The organism is bacterium (assembly GCA_035703895.1).
GTDB lineage: Bacteria > Sysuimicrobiota > Sysuimicrobiia > Sysuimicrobiales > Segetimicrobiaceae > Segetimicrobium.
On sequence record DASSXJ010000100.1, the window covers coordinates 1 to 19,310 of the forward strand.

22 protein-coding genes are annotated in these 19,310 nt (G+C 65.3%); 10 read left to right on the plus strand and 12 right to left on the minus strand.

Annotated features, from left to right (window positions below):
• Positions 1 to 63: 63 nt before the first annotated feature.
• The gene (locus VFP86_06765; protein HET8999329.1) at positions 64 to 498 is read right to left on the minus strand and encodes a Fur family transcriptional regulator; all 435 of its coding nucleotides are present in this window, start codon (positions 496 to 498) and stop codon (positions 64 to 66) included.
• Between the two features lie 142 nt (positions 499 to 640).
• Here VFP86_06765 and VFP86_06770 point away from each other — a divergent pair, with 142 nt between their 5' ends.
• The 7 genes from VFP86_06770 to ligD (VFP86_06800) all read left to right on the plus strand — a co-directional run bounded on the left by VFP86_06770 (position 641) and on the right by ligD (VFP86_06800) (position 7,002).
• A complete protein-coding gene (locus VFP86_06770; GenBank protein HET8999330.1) occupies positions 641 to 1,543 on the plus strand; it encodes a zinc ABC transporter substrate-binding protein in 903 nt (300 codons plus the stop codon).
• 80 nt (positions 1,544 to 1,623) lie between these two features.
• The gene (locus tag VFP86_06775) at positions 1,624 to 2,355 is read left to right on the plus strand and encodes an ATP-binding cassette domain-containing protein (protein HET8999331.1); all 732 of its coding nucleotides are present in this window, start codon (positions 1,624 to 1,626) and stop codon (positions 2,353 to 2,355) included.
• The gene (locus VFP86_06780; protein ID HET8999332.1) at positions 2,352 to 3,233 is read left to right on the plus strand and encodes a metal ABC transporter permease; all 882 of its coding nucleotides are present in this window, start codon (positions 2,352 to 2,354) and stop codon (positions 3,231 to 3,233) included. The genes VFP86_06775 and VFP86_06780 overlap by 4 nt, the downstream gene beginning before the upstream one ends.
• A gap of 484 nt (positions 3,234 to 3,717) precedes the next feature.
• On the plus strand, positions 3,718 to 4,494 hold the full coding sequence (locus VFP86_06785; GenBank protein HET8999333.1) for a M48 family metalloprotease: 777 nt from the start codon (positions 3,718 to 3,720) through the stop codon (positions 4,492 to 4,494).
• Positions 4,491 to 5,177 carry a DNA polymerase ligase N-terminal domain-containing protein gene (locus VFP86_06790; GenBank protein ID HET8999334.1) on the plus strand — a complete coding sequence of 229 codons (687 nt, stop codon included), beginning with the start codon at positions 4,491 to 4,493 and terminating at the stop codon, positions 5,175 to 5,177. The genes VFP86_06785 and VFP86_06790 overlap by 4 nt, the downstream gene beginning before the upstream one ends.
• Positions 5,174 to 6,097: a non-homologous end-joining DNA ligase gene (gene ligD / locus VFP86_06795; GenBank protein HET8999335.1), complete on the plus strand. Its 924-nt coding sequence runs from the start codon at positions 5,174 to 5,176 to the stop codon at positions 6,095 to 6,097. The genes VFP86_06790 and ligD (VFP86_06795) overlap by 4 nt, the downstream gene beginning before the upstream one ends.
• A complete protein-coding gene (gene ligD / locus VFP86_06800) occupies positions 6,094 to 7,002 on the plus strand; it encodes a non-homologous end-joining DNA ligase (GenBank protein HET8999336.1) in 909 nt (302 codons plus the stop codon). The genes ligD (VFP86_06795) and ligD (VFP86_06800) overlap by 4 nt, the downstream gene beginning before the upstream one ends.
• 63 nt (positions 7,003 to 7,065) lie before the next feature.
• On the opposite strand, the gene VFP86_06805 is transcribed toward ligD (VFP86_06800), so the two are convergent.
• From VFP86_06805 to VFP86_06820, 4 genes are all read right to left on the minus strand, one after another.
• Positions 7,066 to 7,350 carry a hypothetical protein gene (locus VFP86_06805; GenBank protein HET8999337.1) on the minus strand — a complete coding sequence of 95 codons (285 nt, stop codon included), beginning with the start codon at positions 7,348 to 7,350 and terminating at the stop codon, positions 7,066 to 7,068.
• A gap of 59 nt (positions 7,351 to 7,409) precedes the next feature.
• Complete coding sequence (locus VFP86_06810) at positions 7,410 to 8,837, minus strand: divalent metal cation transporter (GenBank protein HET8999338.1); 1,428 nt, start codon at positions 8,835 to 8,837, stop codon at positions 7,410 to 7,412.
• A gap of 18 nt (positions 8,838 to 8,855) precedes the next feature.
• Complete coding sequence (locus VFP86_06815; GenBank protein ID HET8999339.1) at positions 8,856 to 9,527, minus strand: metal-dependent transcriptional regulator; 672 nt, start codon at positions 9,525 to 9,527, stop codon at positions 8,856 to 8,858.
• Positions 9,528 to 9,655: 128 nt separating this feature from the next.
• The gene (locus VFP86_06820) at positions 9,656 to 10,267 is read right to left on the minus strand and encodes an HD domain-containing phosphohydrolase (GenBank protein ID HET8999340.1); all 612 of its coding nucleotides are present in this window, start codon (positions 10,265 to 10,267) and stop codon (positions 9,656 to 9,658) included.
• A gap of 110 nt (positions 10,268 to 10,377) precedes the next feature.
• Between VFP86_06820 and aroF the strand changes: the two genes are divergently transcribed.
• Positions 10,378 to 11,400 carry a 3-deoxy-7-phosphoheptulonate synthase gene (gene aroF / locus VFP86_06825; protein HET8999341.1) on the plus strand — a complete coding sequence of 341 codons (1,023 nt, stop codon included), beginning with the start codon at positions 10,378 to 10,380 and terminating at the stop codon, positions 11,398 to 11,400.
• Between the two features lie 16 nt (positions 11,401 to 11,416).
• On the opposite strand, the gene VFP86_06830 is transcribed toward aroF, so the two are convergent.
• Genes VFP86_06830 through VFP86_06850 form a run of 5 tightly spaced genes read right to left on the minus strand, consistent with a single transcriptional unit; the run spans position 11,417 to position 16,720 of the window.
• Positions 11,417 to 12,055 carry a cupin domain-containing protein gene (locus tag VFP86_06830; GenBank protein HET8999342.1) on the minus strand — a complete coding sequence of 213 codons (639 nt, stop codon included), beginning with the start codon at positions 12,053 to 12,055 and terminating at the stop codon, positions 11,417 to 11,419.
• A gap of 19 nt (positions 12,056 to 12,074) precedes the next feature.
• Positions 12,075 to 13,166, minus strand: a complete 1,092-nt coding sequence (locus tag VFP86_06835) for a Gfo/Idh/MocA family oxidoreductase (protein HET8999343.1) — start codon at positions 13,164 to 13,166, stop codon at positions 12,075 to 12,077.
• Positions 13,163 to 14,050, minus strand: coding sequence for an ABC transporter permease (locus VFP86_06840; GenBank protein ID HET8999344.1), 888 nt, complete (start codon positions 14,048 to 14,050; stop codon positions 13,163 to 13,165). The genes VFP86_06835 and VFP86_06840 overlap by 4 nt, the downstream gene beginning before the upstream one ends.
• 15 nt (positions 14,051 to 14,065) lie before the next feature.
• Positions 14,066 to 15,025 carry an ABC transporter permease gene (locus tag VFP86_06845; GenBank protein ID HET8999345.1) on the minus strand — a complete coding sequence of 320 codons (960 nt, stop codon included), beginning with the start codon at positions 15,023 to 15,025 and terminating at the stop codon, positions 14,066 to 14,068.
• A gap of 45 nt (positions 15,026 to 15,070) precedes the next feature.
• Positions 15,071 to 16,720 (minus strand): ABC transporter substrate-binding protein, encoded by a 1,650-nt coding sequence (locus tag VFP86_06850; GenBank protein HET8999346.1) that lies wholly within the window; start codon positions 16,718 to 16,720, stop codon positions 15,071 to 15,073.
• A gap of 488 nt (positions 16,721 to 17,208) precedes the next feature.
• On the opposite strand from VFP86_06850, the gene VFP86_06855 reads away from it, so the two are divergent.
• The gene (locus VFP86_06855; protein HET8999347.1) at positions 17,209 to 17,415 is read left to right on the plus strand and encodes a cold-shock protein; all 207 of its coding nucleotides are present in this window, start codon (positions 17,209 to 17,211) and stop codon (positions 17,413 to 17,415) included.
• Positions 17,416 to 17,742: 327 nt separating this feature from the next.
• Here VFP86_06855 and VFP86_06860 read toward each other — a convergent pair whose 3' ends face one another.
• Complete coding sequence (locus tag VFP86_06860) at positions 17,743 to 18,546, minus strand: hypothetical protein (GenBank protein HET8999348.1); 804 nt, start codon at positions 18,544 to 18,546, stop codon at positions 17,743 to 17,745.
• Positions 18,547 to 18,788: 242 nt separating this feature from the next.
• On the opposite strand from VFP86_06860, the gene VFP86_06865 reads away from it, so the two are divergent.
• Positions 18,789 to 18,989, plus strand: a complete 201-nt coding sequence (locus VFP86_06865; GenBank protein HET8999349.1) for a hypothetical protein — start codon at positions 18,789 to 18,791, stop codon at positions 18,987 to 18,989.
• 9 nt (positions 18,990 to 18,998) lie between these two features.
• On the opposite strand, the gene VFP86_06870 is transcribed toward VFP86_06865, so the two are convergent.
• Positions 18,999 to 19,310 (minus strand): aquaporin (locus VFP86_06870; protein ID HET8999350.1); only part of this gene is annotated, 312 nt, incomplete at its 5' end.

The window sequence follows — 19,310 nt, forward strand, 5'->3', positions numbered from 1 at the left end:
ACTGCCACGATACTATGAGGGACGAGCTCGGTACAACGTGACGAAAGTAGTAGAGAGGGGAGATTAGCGGGCTGGGGCGACTTTTTTCTGACACCGGGTGCACCGGCCAAAGAAGTCCACGACATGGTCGAGGACGGCGAATCGTCTGTCCGGCACGCTGACCTGGCAGTCCGCCACACTGGCGACCGAGCCGCAGTCGAGGCAGATCATGTGATGGTGATGGCCGGGGGCGCAGAAGACGTACCGCGTCGTCCGGTTTGTTTGCGGGAACGACCGGCAGAGTCCCGCCTCCGTGAGGGCCGCGATGAGCCGGTACACGGTGGCGCGGCCCGGGTGCAGCCCTGCCTGCTCGGCCGCAGCGCGCAACTCCTCTGGTGTATACCAGCGCCGCGAAGAGGCGAAGAGCCGGAGGAGCCGGCGCCGGACCGGGGTTACGCGGAGGCCCACTTGTCGCAGCCGTGCCCAGACGGCTTCAGGGAGTGTCGATGATGTCGCCATGAGTGCCTCTCATCTGTTCGACTTTCGAAACGATCCGTCCTTGTCATCGTCGGCTCTTGACAACGCCTTTTGCCCCGCCCTATATTTAGGAGACTGAGTCTCGATACCGAATCTCCACAACGGATTATGGGGGAGCCCCTCGATGCTGTCAAGGCGGGCGCACGTGGTGGGGATGATCGTGGTGGTCGGGCTGGGGCTCCTGGGAGCGGCGCGCGCAGCCCCAGCCGCGTCTGTCGCATCGCGCATCATCATCGTCGCGGCAGAGAATTTCTACGGCGACATCGTGGGCCAGATCGGCGGCGACCACGTGGCTGTGACGAGCATCATCACCGACCCCAACGTCGACCCGCATGAGTACGTCATCAACGCGCGGGATGGGGCGGCCGTCGCCAACGCCCGCCTGGTCATCCAAAACGGGATCGGCTACGACGATTTCATGAACCAGTTGATGGCCGCGTCGCCAAATCCACAGCGCAAGGTGATTGTCGTGGCCGAGCTGACCGGCCACAAGAAGGGCGACAATCTGCACCTCTGGTACGATCCCCCGACGATCCCCAAGGTCGCTCAAGCCGTCCTCGAGGCGCTCGTCCAGATCGATCCGGGCAACGCGACCTCCTTTCGCAACTGGTACCGAGCGTTTCAGGCCTCGCTGCTGCCCCTGAATCAGGCGATCGCCAACACCAAGGCGCAATACGGGGGCACCCCGATCGCGTTTACCGAGCCCGTCTTCGGCTACATGGCCGCCGCTCTGGGGTTGAACGTCCTCACTCCCATAGAGTTTCAAAAAGCGATTGAGGAAGGGGAGGATCCGCCGGCTTCCGCGCTGGCCCGGATGGAGGACCAGCTCAAGACACACCAGGTGAAGGTGCTCTTGTACAACACCCAGACGGTCTCCCCCATCACCACCCGGGTCCGGGAGCTGGCGAGACGCGTGGGCGTGCCCGTGGTGGGCGTGTCGGAGACCGAGCCGCCGGGGAAGTCCTTCCAGCAGTGGATGCTCTCCCAATTGGAGGCGTTGCGGGCGGCGCTCGCAGCGAGTAAGTAGTGTCGGACTTCCCTGCGATCAGGCTGGACCACGCACTCTTGCATTTTGGCCACGGGCCGCTGTGGGAGGGTTTGTCGCTGGTGGTGCCGCCCGGGGAGTTTCTCGCTGTGCTGGGCCCCAATGGCACCGGCAAGACCTCGCTCCTCCGCGTCCTGTTGGGTCTCCAGCCGCTCAGCGAGGGGCAGGCAGAGGTGCTTGGACGCGTTCCTCACCGCGGCAACCCGGCGATCGGGTACATTCCCCAGCAACGAGCCTTTGATGCCGATCTGCCACTTCGCGGCCGCGATCTGGTGCGGTTTGGGTTGGACGGGCACCAGTGGGGCTTCACACGAGATTCGAGGGTCGCGCGCCGCCAAGTTGACGAGATTCTGACGCTGCTCGATGCCCGGGCGTTTGCCGACGAACCGATCGGACGGCTCTCGGGCGGAGAGCAGCAGCGTCTTCGGGTCGCACAGGCCCTGATCGGCAGGCCCCGTTTACTGCTCTGCGACGAGCCACTCCTCAGCCTGGACCTGAACTATCAGCAGACGATCGTGCAGTTGCTCTCGGAGTGGAACCGCCAGCGAGGGGTCACCGTTATCTTCGTGACGCACGATGTCAACCCGCTCTTGGCCGTGATCGATCGCGTATTACTGCTCGCCGGTGGTCCATGGGCGGTCGGCGATGTCGACGAGGTGTTGACTTCCGAGACCCTCACCCGTCTCTATAGACGGCCGGTGGAGGTGCTGCGCATCGAGGGGCGGGTCGTGGTCCTGGGCGCTGAACTCGGGGGCCACGAGCCGTTGCCTGGCCATCGGGCGGGCGTCCGATGAGTTCGCTGTGGCACTACGCGTTCGTACAGCACGCGCTGCTCGCCGGGATCATCACCGCCGTCCTGGCGGGTTGCGTCGGGCCGATCGTCACCGCCCGCAATATGTCGTTTGCTGTCCATGGCCTCGCCGAACTCGGCTTCACCGGCGCGGCCGGGGCGGTGCTGCTCGGAGCGTCGCCCATGATCGGGGTGCTGACCGCGACGTTTGCCGCCGCGGCGGCGATCGGGGTCCTTGGAGTTCGTCTGCGCGAACGCGACATCGCGATCGGGAGCGTCCTCGCCTTCGGCACCGGCCTCGGTGTCTTGTTCTTGAGCCTCACCCAGCGCTATGCGACGGAAGCGTTCGGCATCCTCTTCGGGTCGATCCTCGCTGTCACCACGGGGGACATCGTCCGGTCGCTGATCGTCGGAACGGTGGCCATCGCGGTCCTGGCCGTCATCTACCGCCCGTTGCGCTTTGCCAGCGTCGATCCCGAGGTGGCGGAGGCCCGCGGCGTCCCCGTCCGTCTGCTCTCCACGGTATTCCTCTTACTGCTGGCGCTCGCTGTCTCGGAGGCCGTCCAAGTCGTGGGTGTCCTGCTGATCCTGACGCTGCTCATCGTCCCGTCGGCGGCCGCGCAGCGGGTCACGGCCCACCCAGGCTTGGTGGTGGCCTACAGTGTGGGGATCGCGCTCGTTGCCACCATCGGCGGCCTCGCCTGCGCGATCTACACATCCCTTCCGGTCAGCTTCTTCGTCGCGACTCTGAGCTTCGCCGCTTATCTGCTCGCGCGCGCTGTAAGTGTGGGTACGATGAAGATGGCGCGGCGGCCATCTGCAGAAGCGGAAGACGCGGGCCGCGGGTCGTTAACGAGGCCTTCCTCGTCCGAGTCTCATTGAACATGGTGGCGCCGAGAGCGTAGACCGGTCACCTCCGCACTTCCGCGGCGTGGTCGCGTGATCGCCATGCCCTGCATCGTGGGCGGCATCGACCAGCAGCACACGTTGCGGCGGCGCTTGGCTACAGTTTCTAGCGCGCGGCAGCGGTGCGCGGGGCGTTTGCCGTTCACTGCAACGAGCGGTATACTTGCCAAAGGGATGCCTGCGGCGTAAAGGAGACACGGTGCGGCAACCGACCTGCAAGGTGCACGAGGGACACAGCCACCGACATGGCTCGGGCTGCGGCCATGTGACCGTCCAGCACGGTGATCACGTCGATTATCTGCATGATGGACACCTGCATCATCCGCACGGCGACCACTGCGACGACCACGGGGCGATTGCCGTTCGGCTGTAGAAGGCTGTTCCCGCGTGCAACGTCAACGCTCGGGTCGGGACGGTCAAGCCGTCCCGTTTTGCGTTGAGCAGTCAAAGAGGTGAGCGTGTGCGGTTCAGTCGGCGTCGATTGATCACGGCCATGGCCGCAGCCGTTGTGGCAGTCGTGCTGCCGTTCGCTCCCCGCTCCTCGATCGCCGATGCCCAACTCTTCGCGGTTAGCGAAGCGGATGAGATCAAGATCGGGCGTCAGGTCGAGGCCGAGGTCCTTAAGACGTACGGGTTCGTCAACGATCCGGCGAAGACCCGATATGTGAGGGGGATTGCCCTCAAACTCGCGCACGTGTCGGAACGGCCGAACCTCCCATGGACCTACCATATCGTGCAAGATGCCTCCGTGAATGCCTTCGCGGCTCCGGGAGGGTTTGTGTTCGTGACCAAAGGGCTGCTGCCGTTCGTCAAGTCCAGGGACGAGCTGGCATTCGTGCTGGGACACGAGACCACCCACATCGCTCACCGGCATGCCGTCGACCTGGCCCAAAAGCAAATGGAGCTGCAGTTCGGCGCCATCCTGATCACCCAGCTGCTCTTCGGAGGCAGTTTGAGCGCGTATCAACTCTCCCAGGTCGCGAGCGGCCTGCTCGGCGCGAAATACTCTCGCGACAAGGAATATGAGGCGGACCACTACGGTGTGATCTTCGCGAAAAAAGCCGGATTTGACCCTCGAGCCTCCGTGTCTTTTTTCGAGCGCCTCCAAGGGTTGGAGCAGAAGCAGGGCGCGGTCGGCACCGCGTTCGCGAGCCATCCTCCGACACCCGATCGGATCAAGGCCGTCCGGGATGAACTCCGGCAGATGGGCTATCAGATCGCCGCCTCGGTCAAATGAGCCTTCAGGAGTATCGCCGGAAGCGACGCTTTGGCCGGACGCCTGAGCCGGAGGGGCGGCCCGGACCGCCTTCGAAGACGGCGGGGAAGCTCACGTATGTGATCCAAAAGCATCAAGCCAGCCACCTTCATTACGACCTCCGCCTCGAGGCGAACGGCGTGATGCTCTCCTGGGCGGTGCCCAAGGGGCCGTCACTCGATCCATCGGTCAAGCGCCTGGCGATGCGCGTGGAAGACCATCCCGTCGACTACGCCCGCTTCGAGGGTGTGATCCCGGAAGGTGAATATGGAGCGGGGACGGTCATGGTCTGGGACCGCGGGACGTGGGTCCCCGACGACCCGGACGTCGATGCCGCGCTGCGGCGGGGTGAGCTGAAGTTCACGCTGCGCGGGACGAAGCTCAAGGGTTCGTGGGTGCTGGTGCGAACCCGCAGCGGCTACCCGGCGTCCTCGGGCCGCCCTGCCTGGCTGCTGATCAAGCACCGTGACGCCTACGCCTCCGATCGGGACGTTACAGTCTCCAGGCCCAACTCGGTGGTTTCCCGGAGGACGCTCGCGGGAATCGCCGGGGCCGCGTCGGGGGATGCGGCCGGGCGAGCCGGAGGGTCTGCCACCGCCGCGATCGTTCGCCGCCCAGCGCCGCGGCGTCGCGCGCCCGCGTCGCGAAGAGGGCAGCGCCGTTGAACGACCGCGTCCCGTTCCGCGTTCACCCGATGCTGGCCACCCTCGTCAAGGAACCCGTTCACCGGCCAGGCTGGGTCTATGAGGAGAAGTACGATGGCGACCGGATCCTGGCATACAAGGAAGGCGCCGCCGTCCGGCTCGTGTCGAGGAACGCGAAGGACCGTACCGCGACGTTCCCAGAGATCGCCGCCGTGATCGGAGGGTTGCCCTCCACCACCCTGCTCTTGGACGGGGAGGTCGTGGCCTTCGATGGGGGCGGCATTTCCCGTTTCCAGCTGCTGCAGCAGGGCCGGATCGAGCCGCACTACGCGATCTTCGATTGCCTCTACCTAGACGGCCGTGACCTGCGCCGCGAGCCGCTCACCGTCCGCCGGAAGTCACTGGAGTCGGCCATCAACAAGAACGAGCGCCTCCTCCTGGCGCGACGCCTGGACAAAGATGGGCTCGCCGCCTACCGCACCGCGAAACGGAAGGGCTACGAAGGGCTGGTGGCCAAGGATCTCTCCTCGCCCTACATCGAGAAGCGTTCGACGAAGTGGCTGAAGGTCAAAGTGCACCAGGAGGACGAGTTTGTGGTCGTGGGCTATACCGCACCAGGGGGCCACCGCAGCCATTTTGGCGCGTTGCTGCTCGGCGCATACGACCACGGGGTTCTTCGCTACGTGGGGAAGGTCGGGACGGGGTTCAGCGAGAGCCGACTGGCATCGCTCTCTCGCAGTTTCCGGCCATTGGTGCGAAAGACGTCTCCGCTCGTCGACCCCCCGCGCGAGCGCGGGGTCACGTACCTGGCGCCCCGCCTTGTCGCCCAGATCGCCTTTGAGGAGTGGACGGCGGACCGAAAGCTGCGGCAGCCCGTCTTTCTCGGGCTCCGAGACGACAAGCGGCCATCGGAGGTCGCCATGCCGGGAGCCACGCCGTGACCCGGCGGCCGGCGGAACGGGCTGCGACGCAACACCTGGCCGTCACCGTGACGCATCCCGATAAGTTCTTCTGGCCCACCGAGGGGTACACCAAACTCGACCTGGCCCATTTCTACAACGCGATCTTTCCCTCTCTCGCTCCCTTCGTGAAAGACCGGCTGCTCACCCTCGAGCGCTGCCCGGACGGGATGCGCGGGGAGTGCTTCTACCAACGCGAGGCGCCGCGGGGGATGCCGCCGCGCACCCCGACGAAGCGGGTCCGTGACGCGAAAGGATCGACGAATTACGTCGTGGGGGGGAGCCGCGCCACACAACTGACGCTCGTCAACCTCGGCTGCATCGCCGTCCATGTCTGGGGCAGCCGGGCGGGGGCCCCTCGCCGGCCCGATTGGGTCTGCTTCGATCTCGATCCGTCGTCGGGCGCGTTCGCCGATGCGGCCCGCGCCGGGCTGCTGGTCAAAGACGCTCTGGACTCGCTCGGGGTCGCCTCGTTTCCTAAGACATCAGGGAGTAGGGGACTGCACGTGTTCGTTCCCATCCGGGTCGGGCCGGACGTCAGCGAGGTGCTCGGATTCGCCGAGGCGTTTGTCAGCCGGCTGGCTGCAGCCCACCCGAAGGACCTGACCGTCGACGCTCACATCGCCGCACGCCGGGGCCGGGTCTATCTCGATCCGTACAGGAATGGGTTCGCCCAGACGGTCGCCGCGCCGTTCTCGGTCCGCCGGCGGCCCAAGGCACCCGTGTCGACGCCGCTCGCGTGGGCGGAGGTGTCGCCGAGACTCGTGCCGTCGGATTTCAATCTGGGCAACTTCGTCGGACGCCGGCAGGGACACACCCCCTGGCAGGACTTCTTCCGGCGACGCCAGTCCCTCGCGGCGGCGATGAAGGCGGTCCGGCGTTTGTAGGTCACCCCGAGAACGTCACGGAGGCAGCGGACCCCATGATCCTTGTGCTGTCGCCCCCCCTTTTTAATGTGCGGCCCCCTGGACCGCGTGCGCGACTTGAATCGCGACGAGGGCCATCATGACGATCACGTAGAAACGCAGGCCCCACAAGAGCACACGGACGCCGCCTGACAGTTGCCGTTGACCAAAGCCGGGGCGTTCCTTAGCGGCGACCAGCTGATCGGCCTCCAGCACCGAGAGCACCGTGTCCGGTCGAAGATCCAGGTGCACAACATCTGAGGGTTCGGCTGGGGCCGTCGCCTCGGCACGGTGGATGGTGGCGCCCGGGGTATCGTGTTCTGGTTTCATCTCCATCACCTCCATGTATGGCTGCGCGAATGCCGAATCTGCGCCGAGACGAACACATCCTACCCGCCGCCCAGGAGCTTGGGAAACACGGTGACCAGCCCGTACCCCAACCCCGCCAAGACCAGCAACGCCGTCACGATCACGATGGCAATATTCGCCCACCGTCCGTTGGTATACTCACCCATGACCACGGGATCATTGACCAGGAGGACCAGGAAGACCAGCGCGGGGGGCATCGCCAGGACCGCGATGACGTTGACGATTAACACGATGTAGGTGAGGGGCGCATTAGGTATCAACACGAGCGCCGCCGCGGCAAGGGCGGACGCGAGTAGCACGCCGTAGAATGACCACCCCTCCCACAGCGGCCGGTTGAGGCTATGCGGCTTATGCAGGACTTCGCCGAAGGCGTACGCGGATGACGTGGAGATGGTGATGGCGGCGACGAGGCCTGCTTCGAAGATCCCCAGGGCAAAAAGAGTGGCGCCGACGCGCCCGATGAGGGGTTGCAACGCCTGGGCGAACTGCGCCGCCTGGAAGTCGCTCGCTTTGATGCCATGCGCGAATAACGGCGCCGTCGCGACGATGGTGGCGATCCCAAAGGTCGCGGCGAGGAGCGTTCCCAGCATCGTGTCCGTCCGGCCCGCCCGAATGTCGCGCGGCTGCAGACCTTTGTCGACCACGGCACTCTGTTGGAAAAACAGCATCCAGGGAGTCACGGTTGCTCCGATATCGGCCATGATGAGCAGCATCACATCGGGCTTCAGGAGACCGCCAGCCGGGACCGGGGACCACGTGAGAAACGAGCGGCCGATCATGCCCCATTGCGGATGGGCGAGGAGAGCCGCCGGTACGAACAGGCCGTTGAACACCGCCAACCCCAGCGTGATGCGCTCCCAGGTCCAGTAGCGGTGTGTGAGGATCACGCCGAATACGATGAGCATTGCGCCACCGACGGCAATCAGCGGGGGGACGCCGAAGAAGCTGAGGCCGGCACGAACCCCGATGAATTCCGTCACCAGCGTGAGGAAGTTGCCGATGACCAGGTCGCCCATCGCGAAGCGCCCCCAGAACCGCCCGAAGCGGTCGAAGATGAGTTCGGCATGCCCGCGGTGCGTCACTGCGCCAAGTCGCACCGTCATTTCCTGCACCACGAACCCCGCTAGGAACGTGACCAGGACAAACGGCACAAAAAACCCGATGCCGTATTGGGCGCCCGTGGCGGCGTAGGACAACATGCTCGGCGCGTCGTTTTCGCCAAGAAACACCAGCACCCCGGGTCCGATGAGGAACCAGAGCGGCAGGAGCCGCCGTGCGAGAGGCGTCCCCGCGCGTCCGGCTCGTCGCGCGCGTTCTACCGCAAGGCGGTCCCGGGCCCGGTCGACATCCTCGTGGGTAATCCCGCTTGAAACCTCACTCCCGGCCAGTTCGGGCCGTGGGGCACCGGACGCGACCTGCGCCGGCAGAGATTCAGACCGTCCCTCCATCATCGCCTCCTGATAGGTTTAAGACTTTGTCGGCACGCTCAGCCATTGGATGTACACTCCCTCACACAGGGCGCGGGGCAGGTTCAATTGACGTCCGTCCACCTCGACCTGACAGTCGCCGTGGCGGCGCGCCACCACCTTGAGCACCACACCCGGCAGCACGCCGAGTTTGGCCAGCCGACGTAACAACGCAGGGCTTCGGTCGCTCACCCGAACCACCACCCCCGTCTCGCCGGGTGAGAGCTTCTCCAGTTGCGGGTATCGGATGTCACGCATGGTCCCATCCGCGGAGGGAATGGGATCACCATGCGGGTCCTGCGTCGGATTTCCCAAGGTCGTAGCGATGCGGGCCTCCACGTCCTCCGAAAGCACGTGCTCCATCCTCTCCGCCTCGCTATCGACTTTGTCGAGGCTCACCCCCAGGTGCTGCGCGAGGTACAATTCAATCAGCCGATGGTGCCGGATGATTTCGAGCGCAATGCGCTGGCCGGCCGGCGTAAGCGCGAAGCCGTGATAGCGAGCATAGGTGACCAGCCGAAGGCGGGCGAGGCGCTTGATCATGTTCGTGGCTGAGGCCGCCGACACGCCTAGCCGCTCGGCGATTTCCGAGGTTGACACGGTGCCCCGATCCTGCTGGAGCTTGTAGATCGCCTTCAAATAGTCTTGCATGACGCCGGTAATGACCGACATTGGATTTCCCCAGGGGCGCAAATTTCCTTCTAGCTGGCTAACGTATATTAGTGCCATCTAAAAATAACGGGAGGAACCGGCGGTGTCAACTGCCGATGCAGCTATCTGGTGGGGTGTGAGACGATCGGTCAGGCCTGCAGGACACCCGAGGCTCTGGTGTGTGCGAGGAAGGCCTCAACGACCTTGGGGTCAAACTGTGTTCCGCTTCCGCGCTCTATCTCCGCGATCGATTTTTCGATCGGCCACGCTTTTCGGTAGGCGCGCACGCCCAGCTGCGCATCAAAGGCATCGGCGATCGCCACGATGCGTCCTGCGATCGGGATCGCCTCACCCTTGAGGCCGTTCGGATACCCGGTCCCGTCCCATCGCTCATGATGGGTGAGGGCAATCTCCTCCGCGCACTTGAGGAGTGGAGACACTCCCTCGGCGAGGATCCTCGCCCCGATCGTCGTGTGCGTCTTGATGATCTCAAACTCCTCGGGCGTCAACTGACCTGATTTGAGCAGGATCTGATCGGGGATCCCAATCTTGCCCACATCGTGCAGCGGGGCCGCGTAGCGGATCAACTCCACTGTGTGCGTGGGGAGCCGCAACGTCTTGGCCAGCACCGCGGAAATCTGGCCGACCCGCATGGCGTGCTTGCCTGAGGGATCCTCGCGAAATTCGGCGACCAGCGCCAACCGCGCGAGGACCTCGAGATGGGCCAGTTCCACGTCCCTGATGTGGTTGTGTTCGCGCATGCCACGCCTCCGCCGTTTCGTCTCGTTCGTGCCCCTTTGCCGGCCGCGCTAGACATCCATCATCCGCGCGGCCCTGCGTCGCTTGACGCCGCGTGCTATAGTGGGCACCGATGATCGTGGTGATGGGTCCCCGGCATACGCCGGCCGAACGAGCGGCGGTGGTTCGCGAGATCGAAGGCGCGGGCCTTCGCGTGCACATGTCCGAGGGTGTCGAGCGAACCGTGATCGGGGTCGTCGGCGACAGCCACACGAAGGAACTGCTCCACGAGAGCTTGGAGGCGATGCTGGGGGTCGAGCGGGTGGTCCGCATCCTGCAGCCGTACAAGCTCGTGAACCGCGAGTTCCACGCCGGGCAAGACTCCACGGTCCGGGTTCGCGACGTGACGATCGGCGGCGGCCGGGTGGTCGTGATCGCGGGACCGTGCTCCGTTGAGAGCCGGCAGCAGGTCGCCGCCACCGCCCGCGCCGTGCGGGCGGCCGGGGCGCACCTCTTGCGCGGCGGCGCGTTCAAGCCGCGAACGTCCCCCTACTCCTTTCAGGGGCTGGAGGAGCTGGCGCTACAGGCCCTGGCCGAGGCGCGCGAAGAAACCGGTTTGCCCGTCGTCACCGAGGCGATGGACGCGCGTCAGCTCGAACTCGTCATCAAATACGCGGACATGGTGCAGATCGGGGCGCGCAACATGCAGAACTACACCTTGCTCCGGGACGCCGGTCGCGCGGGCCACCCGGTGCTCCTCAAACGCGGGCCGAGCGCGACGATCGAAGAACTCTTGCTCGCCGCGGAGTACATCATGTCCGAGGGGAATGCCAACGTCGTGCTGTGCGAGCGCGGCATCCGTACCTTCGAGACCTCGACGCGGTTTACGCTCGATCTGGCCGCGGTACCCGTGCTGAAGGGCCTAAGCCACCTCCCGGTGGTCGTGGATCCGTGCCACAGCTCGGGGAAGTGGAAGCTCGTCGCCCCGATGGCACGAGCGGCGGTGGCCGCGGGCGCGGATGGTCTCTTAGTGGAGGTGCATCCCGAGCCGGATCAAGCCCTCAGTGACGGGCCGCAGCAGTTGACCCCACAACACTTCACCGCCCTGATGGCGGAGGTGAGCGCCGTGGCGCTCGCGATCGGCAAGCGCGTCTAGTCCTGGGCGTTGCGCATCATTCCGGCGCCCGCGCGGTCAATGCGTTCCAGGAGAGTTCGAGCGCTTGAAAGCTCTTGTAGATCAGGTAGATCTGGTTCCACATGCCATCAAAGGCCGCCTTGGCCGCGGCGGGGTCACCGGCCGTGAGCGCCCGCTTGAGCCCCACCGCCCCCGCTTCCTGTGCCGCCGCGTTCGTCGCCGCGGCATCAGCCAGGGCCTTGGCCGCGGCGACGTGTCGGCCGGCCAGCACCTCGGTGGAGTCGCGCAGCCCGCGTTGCTCGGCGCGCTCTGCCACAGTCGCCGTGCCGTACCGCGGCGGGAGTTTGTTGCCGTGCTCGTCCCACAGGGTGTGCGTCGGTTCTAGGTGAGGCGTCACCGAGAGGTAGAGCGTCATCGGCGTGGCTCCAACCACGCGAACCTGGTGCATCTGGTCGGCCCGGGCGAAACACATCTGGCCGGGGCCGAGGACGGCCCGGTCGCCGTCGATCTCGAATTCGGCCTGGCCCTCGAGCACAAGAAACACCTCGTGGCCCAGGTCGTGGCTGTGCCGGGTGGCCACCGTGCCCGGCTCCATCCGCATGAAGCGCGACCGGATCTCCGGAGTGATGACCACATTGCGGACGGCGGTCCGGTAATCGTAGACGTCGAACGGCACGGCGGTCCCTCCCGGCGACTTACGTGTTGGGGTACGCCCGCACGATGTCTCGGACCAGCGCGATATCATGAACGGCGCTCCGCCCATCGGCGATCGGGGTCTTGCCGTCGCGCACGCACGCCCGGAAGTGCTGGAGTTCCAGTTTGAACGGGTTGTCGTGCCAGGAACGCTCCCTCTTCCAGGGCGTGCGGTCGGCGTCCATCCCATGAATGGTGACGGTCGAAGGGAGGCCCCGGGAGAAGCCGGTCGGGAAGGAGACCAACACGCGCTCCCGAGAGCCGTATACTTCGAGCGTTTCCCGAAACTCCCAGAGCTCCGGCAGGTCGACCCAGGTGCAGACCGCCCGCCGCTCATCGGGGTATTCCAGCACGGTGGAGATCCCGCGCCCCTCGGCCCAGATCTCGGTGCTGCGCACGCGCGCCGGCGGGCCAAAGAGGCCGTGCAGGTTGCCGAGATCGTGGATCATGCTGCCGAGGATCGTGGAGTAGGCTCGAAAGAGCGCCGGCGGCACCCGCTCGGGATCGGAGAACCCGAGGGCCTCGGCGACTCCGCGCCGGTATTCGGCGGCCGTCGCCTCACGCATCGCGGCCGGAATGTCGTCGAAGCGGTGCACCCTAAACTCCGCCGTGTGCAGGCTGTTGTCCGGGTGGAGGTGGTTCACTTGAATGAAGCGGACGTCGGTCATCTCCCGGACCCGCGCTTGGGCATACTGGTAGGTCGGGTCGTGCCGTTTCATGTACCCGACCATGAGGATACGCTCGGCCTTCTCCGCCGCGGCGACCATCGCCTCAGCCTCGGCCACCGTCGTGCACATCGGTTTTTCGACGAAGACGTGCTTGCCGGCGCGGGCCGCGGCGATGCTGGGTGCGGCGTGCGACCCAGACGGACATACGATCACGGCCTCGACGTCGCCGCGGACGAGGTCTCGGTAGTCGACGAACCGCCGCTCGGGCGGAACGCCGTATTCCTCCCCCACGGTGGCGAGCAAGGTCGGGGAGAGATCGCACAACCCCGCAATCACGAACTCGTCGCTGAGCTCCCGGAGGTGGGGGAGGTGTTGGATCTGAGCGATCGCCCCGCAGCCGATGATGCCGATCTTGAGTGTGTTCAACTGATCGCCCTCCTGAGTTTGGGATCCATAAAATCTCTGAGCGAGTCCCCGAAGAGGTTGGCGGCCATGATCGTGAGCGTGATGGCCACCCCAGGGAAGATCACCATCCACCATGGCGGTTTGAACGCTTCGGCCAGCACGCCGCCGAGCATGTTCCCCCAACTCGGCGCCGGCGGCGGCACCCCGACCCCAAGGAAGCTGAGCGCCGACTCGGCGAAGATGGCCGTCCCCAGATTCAGGCTGACGATCACGAGCAGGGGCGCCACACACTGGGGAGCGATGTGACGGGGGATGATGCGGATCGGCGCCGCCCCGATCGCCCGGGCGGCGTCGACGTAGGCCGACTCCCTGATCGAGAGGACCACCGAGCGGATCACGCGGGTCGATAGCGGAACACGAGTCACGGCGATGGCGACGATGACGGTGTGGAGCCCGGAGCCGAGGCCCGTCAGCAGCAGCATCGCCAGGATGAGCGCGGGGAACGAGAGCAGCACCTCGAGGACCCGCTGGCTGATCATGTCGAATCGACGGCCCAGGTAGCCGGAGGTGAGACCCCAGACGAAGCCGACGCTGTCGCCGAGGAGCACCGAGCTCGCGGCGACCAGCAGCGTGATGCGGGCGCCATGGATCAGCCTGCTCAGCGCGTCGCGACCCAGGTGATCGGTGCCGAGCAGGTGCCCGGGCCCCGGCGGGGTCCGGACCGCCGCGTAGTTGGCCCGAAGGGGATCGTACGGCGCGAGATAGTTCGCGAAGATCGCGACAAGGGCGACCAGGACCAGAAATATCCCGCATGCCGTGCCGAGCGGCGACGAGCGCGCGAAGAGGACGACGCCGGCCAGCCTCGCAGGCCCTCCCGCCGTCGAGGAGGGGATCCACCCGGGCAACGTGGAGGACCGCAGCTACCGATACCGGATCCGGGGGTCGAAGAGCCCGTAACTCACATCGACCACCAGATTGATGGCGGTGAAGATGACGCCGTAGAGGAGCACCAGATTCTGGATGAGGGTCCAGTCACGCTCGGTCAACGCCTGCACCAGCGCCGTGCCGAGCCCCGGCACCCCGAACGCCCGCTCCACGGCGACCGACCCCCCGAGCAGTCCTCCGAGCGCGAGGCCGGAGATGGTGATGACCGGCAGGAACGCGTTCCGCAGGACGTGCCGCCAGGCGATCACCCGATCGCGCAGGCCCTTCGCCCGGGCCGTGCGCACATAATCTTCCTCCAGGACCTCCAGCACCGACGAGCGGGTGATCCGGGCCATCACCGCGGCGAGCCCGAGGCCCATCGCGATCGCCGGTCCGAGCGTGATCTGGAGATTCCCCCACGGATTGTCCCAGAAGTAGATGGTGGTCAACGGCGGCCGCCACGTCAGCACGAGCACGCCCACCAGGACGATGACCAGTCCTATCCAGAAGCTCGGCACCGCCAAAAAGATCGTCATGACGACGCGGGCCAGGTAATCCATGAACGAGCGGCGCCACACCGCGCTCGACATCCCGACCGGGATGCCGATGAGCCACGACAGGAGCACGGCCATGAGGGCGATCTGCACGGTGACCGGCCCTCGCCGGAGGATGAGATCGCGAATCGGCTCGCCGCGCCAGAACGACCTCCCGAGGTCGCCCCGGATGACATCGCCGATCCAATGTGCGTATTGGAGGTAGTAGGGTTGGTCGAGACCAAGCGTCGCCCGGGCCCTCGCGAGTTCCTCCTGGTGCAGCACATACGTGCCCTGTCCCTCAGAGGCGATCATGGCCACCGGATCTCCCGGGAGGATGCGCATGGCAATGAAGATCACCACGCTGATCCCGAACAGCGTCGGAACGGACGAGATCAGGCGACCGAGAAGGTACTTCTGCATACCCGTGCCTTTCCCGGAGATGGGGGCGTTACAAGCGCGGTGCCGCTAGGGTTCTTCCCACGCGGTGTCCAACCGGCCCCATAACGCCCGGACGCGGCGGTCCAGGGCCAGACCCTTCGTCTTGTTGCGCCACATCGGCAGGTGAAACGTATAGCCGATCATCACCCACGGCGGCTCCTGGTCCAGCAGGTCCTCCATCTCGCGAATCAGCTTCGCGCGAGCCGTGGGGTTGGTCTCGGAATCGACCTGCGCCAGCAGCCGGTCAAACCTGGGGTCGGAGAACCCGGCCCAGTTGCGGGAGCCGCCGGTCTTGAAGTAGTCGGCGGCGAGCGGCACGATATCGGAGAGCAGGTGCCCGGGCGTGTCGATCACGACCCCGTAGTTGCCCGCCGCCTGCTCCTGCACGAGCACCGCGCGCTCGGCGACCCGGATCTTGGCCTCGATGTTCAGCGTCCGCTTCAGTTGCTCCTGAAATGCCGGCGCCAGGATCTCGGAATGCGGGGCCACCGAGGCGACGAGCAGATCGACGCCTTTGATCCCGTCGCCATAACCGGCCTCGGCGAGCAACTTTTTCGCGGTGGGGATGTCCGCCGATTTGTCCGCCCGGTACCCCGGGAGCTTGAGGATCTCCGCGGTCGGGAGCGCGTATGTGTCGCCGTGCGGCACCCATCGGGTATTGTCGATCGGCTCTTGCGTTTGGAACGCCTTGATGAGGTCCTGCCGGCTGACCGCGAGGTGAATCGCCCGGCGGACACGCGCATCGTCGAACGGTTTCTTCCGGCAGTTGAACAGGACGGCGTACGCCCCGAAGTTGTAGAGTTTCTTGCCGCTGACGATGTCTTTGCGCTTTTCCCCCTCCGCGAAGGTCTCGATCGACACATTCCACGACATGTCTGCCTGGCCCGTGAGGACGGCGGTCCCCCGGTCGGTCCAGGCGGGTACGTGCACCAGCTCCAGGCTGTCAAGGTAGGGCAGGTCCGGATCCCAGTAGTTCGGGTTGCGCACGAACGTCCACTTCTCGGCCTGCTTATGTTCTTTGAACACGAAGGGGCCGGTCCCCGGAGCGATCACTTTGCGCAGATCCCCCTGGTTCTCATCCAGCGATTTCTTCGAATAGATGACCATCGCCGGCTGCGCGAGCAGCTCGAGGAAGTAGACGCGGGGCTCCTTGAGCACGACCCGGAAGGTCTTGGGATCCGGCGCATCGATCCTGTCGACGACGGTGAAGAGACCCTTGTTCTCGCTGACGATGCCCTGCGGCGGGCTGATGATACGCTGGTATGAGGCAAGAACGTCGGCGGAGCTGAGGGGCGTGCCGTCGTGGAACTTGACCCCCTCCCGCAGCAGGAACGTGTAGGTTCTCCCATCCGGAGAGATCGTCCATCGGGCCGCAAGGTCCGGCACAACGGTCTTGATGCCGTCACCGAGGTTGTAGGTGACGAGGCCGTTGTACATGTGGCAGAGGACGAAGGCATTCGCGCCTTGGTGGACGTCGAAATGCGCGGTCGTGACGCCGAAGGCGTTCCTGAGCGTGCCGCCCCGTTTGGGGTTCGGTTCGGGCGCGCGCATGCGCGGGCCGGAGACCGGCACCGGCGACGCGGCCGCCGCCGGGGGAGGGAGGAGCAGAGTGCCCGCGGTGCCGACCCCGACCAGTTTGAGGAACTCGCGGCGGCTGGTGTGGTTCCTGCCCCCCATGGTTGACCTCCTCAGATCCTACCGGCCGAAGAGTCTACCACTCACTCGCCTACACCACGGGGGCGGGAAAGTCCTGCGCGGCGGTTGCCTACGCGTCCCTGGGATGCGTGGATTTCACCGTAAGGCCGGCGGGGGCGTCGTCGGACACACTCAACACGAGGACGAAGTACGCGCAATTACATGGACGTTGGGGTTCGCCGCGCGGCACGGCACAGCGCGTGGCGATCATGCCGGCCTGCCTCGTCTGTCTATCGTGGCACTTGTCGCACCGGTACATGCCGCTGACGGGCCATGGTAATCCCGCTTTCGCTCGCACATCTTTCGGAATCGGCGCACCCGCCGCGTTGTGCCGTACGTCCAATCTAACAGGGTGGGTGCACAATATCCAGTAAATAATTGTTTGCTTTCTAGGCCGGTGTATGTCATAATTATTCGGCATCAGCAGGCTGCAAAGTCGGTTGGTAGCATGAGCTAAAGGTGGGGATCGCATGGCAACAGGTACGGTCAAGTGGTTCAATTCTGAGAAGGGATATGGGTTCATCACGCCGGACGATGGCGGCAAAGATTTGTTCGTGCACTTCAGCGGCATCGAGGGTGAGGGCTACAAATCCCTGAACGAAGGACAGAAGGTCGAGTACGAGGAGACGAAGGGGCAGAAGGGCCCGCAGGCCAACAAAGTTCGTGCCGTGAGCTAGACCTTACGTTCGCGAATCGTGTTCTACGCACGCAGGGAGGGGGGAATACTTCCCCCCTTCTTGCTTCTCTCCATGGATCGGAGGTAGGGTGATGCCATCGGAACCGTGCAAGGCATGTGGAAGGCCTCGGCCCGTACTTGCGGTCGAGCAGGGGGACGATTTCTGCTCAACCGAGTGCGCGCGACGCCATTACGGGACCGCCCTGACGGAGCGGACTCGGGTTGCCGTCCTCCCGCGGCGGGCGTCTGTCCGCGGCAACTCGTGGAGGCGACCGTCGGCCTTCCCCAACGGCCGGAAGCCGTAGCGGCGTCGGTTTCGAGAGCCGGTCTAGGGGATCCGCGCTTCGAGACGTTTGTGGAGTCGCGACGGATAGTGGTCGAGATGGTCCCGGATGATCCTACACGCGGTGGGATGCACGAACCGGAGCTCAGCTCTTGACCCCTGCGCCGTCACCCGGCCCCCCGTAGCCGACCAGTGCCGCTGGATCATCGTGTTGATTCCACTGAGAATGGCAGGGGTGCCCTGTAGCGTCACTCGGGTATCCTTCTGAGTCCCCGCGGCGTGCGGCGACGGCCAGCTCCCATCCACGTATCCCCGCAAGAACGGAGTGGCCAGTTCGCGAGGGAGGTCTTCGAGGATGGTGGCGTCGTCCCCGTGCAGCTCTGACGGGATTCCCCACGGAAACAGCGCCTTGCAGAGGCTTTGATCCCGGAGGTAGACCTGCCACCCGACGACGCTGCTGCGGCAATATTCGCAGCGCATGTAGTCCGTGGCGAGGTCATCCATGAAGGTCTCCATCTCTGGCTGGGACCGGTCGCCGAGGGTGATCACCAACGTCAACGAAGTGCCCTGGCCCCAGATATGCCCCGCGGCCATGAGGAAGCCAAGCCAGTACATCTGCACATCCGCCGGGGTCATTCCGGGCGGCTCACGCCGGGTTCGTAGCAGATGGACGGGATCCGAAAGCCTGGGATGATCCACAGGGACGAGGACGCGTTCGACCATTGCGACGGAGACCTCGTACAGCTCCGCGATCTCGGCGGCGTGCTTCCCCCGACGAGCGGCAGATCGGATCTTCCCGATTTGTTCTCGCCATTTGAGGTCAACACCGGTCGGGCCCCGGACGCGCATGTGGGTGAGGATCCTCCTTCTCCGTCAGCCGTGACGCCGGTGGCCGGCAGTTGAGACCGGCGGCTCATTCAAATGATGAAGTGATGGTGAGGTGTGTGTATTCAGTGTAGCACGTACGCACTCACGTGTCGAATGCTCCCAAGCCGGCGCCGGCAGGCGCGTGCATTCGCACAGCGGCGTGGTATACTGCTTGCACCGACGTCCGGGCGCACAAGAGGACGCGAGAAGGGAGTGTGTTTCGAATGGCCCGTCCAAACTACGGAGCCGCGAAGCGGACGAAAGAGCTCAAGAAGAAGGCCAAGCGGGAAGCCAAGCTTGCCCGGAGGCACGCGCGGCGGGCGGATCAGGGGCAGCCGGAATCGGCGGCGAATGCACCCACCTCGGAGCCTACATCCTCCCCCGTGAGCCCGATCGAGCCCGGACCGACCTCCCACACCGAGTGACCCTCCGCCTTACGCGTCCTCGGGATTCAGCGACTTGAACACTAGCGAGGCCGCGGCACCGCCGGCCAAGTTCGCGACCAAGTAGATCCAAAAACTCGACCAGGGGACCAGTCCCATCGTCGAGATACCCACCGCCACCGCCGGGTTGAACACGCCGCCCGAGATCCCGCCCACGGCAAATGCGCCGGTCATCACGGTCATCCCGATCGCCAGGCCGTAAAAGGAGTTCCCTGCGGTTCCTTTAGCGGTCGTGACGTTGAGCATCACGTATACCAACGCAAAGGTATAGAGGAACTCCGCGACCAACGCAGGCCCCACGGC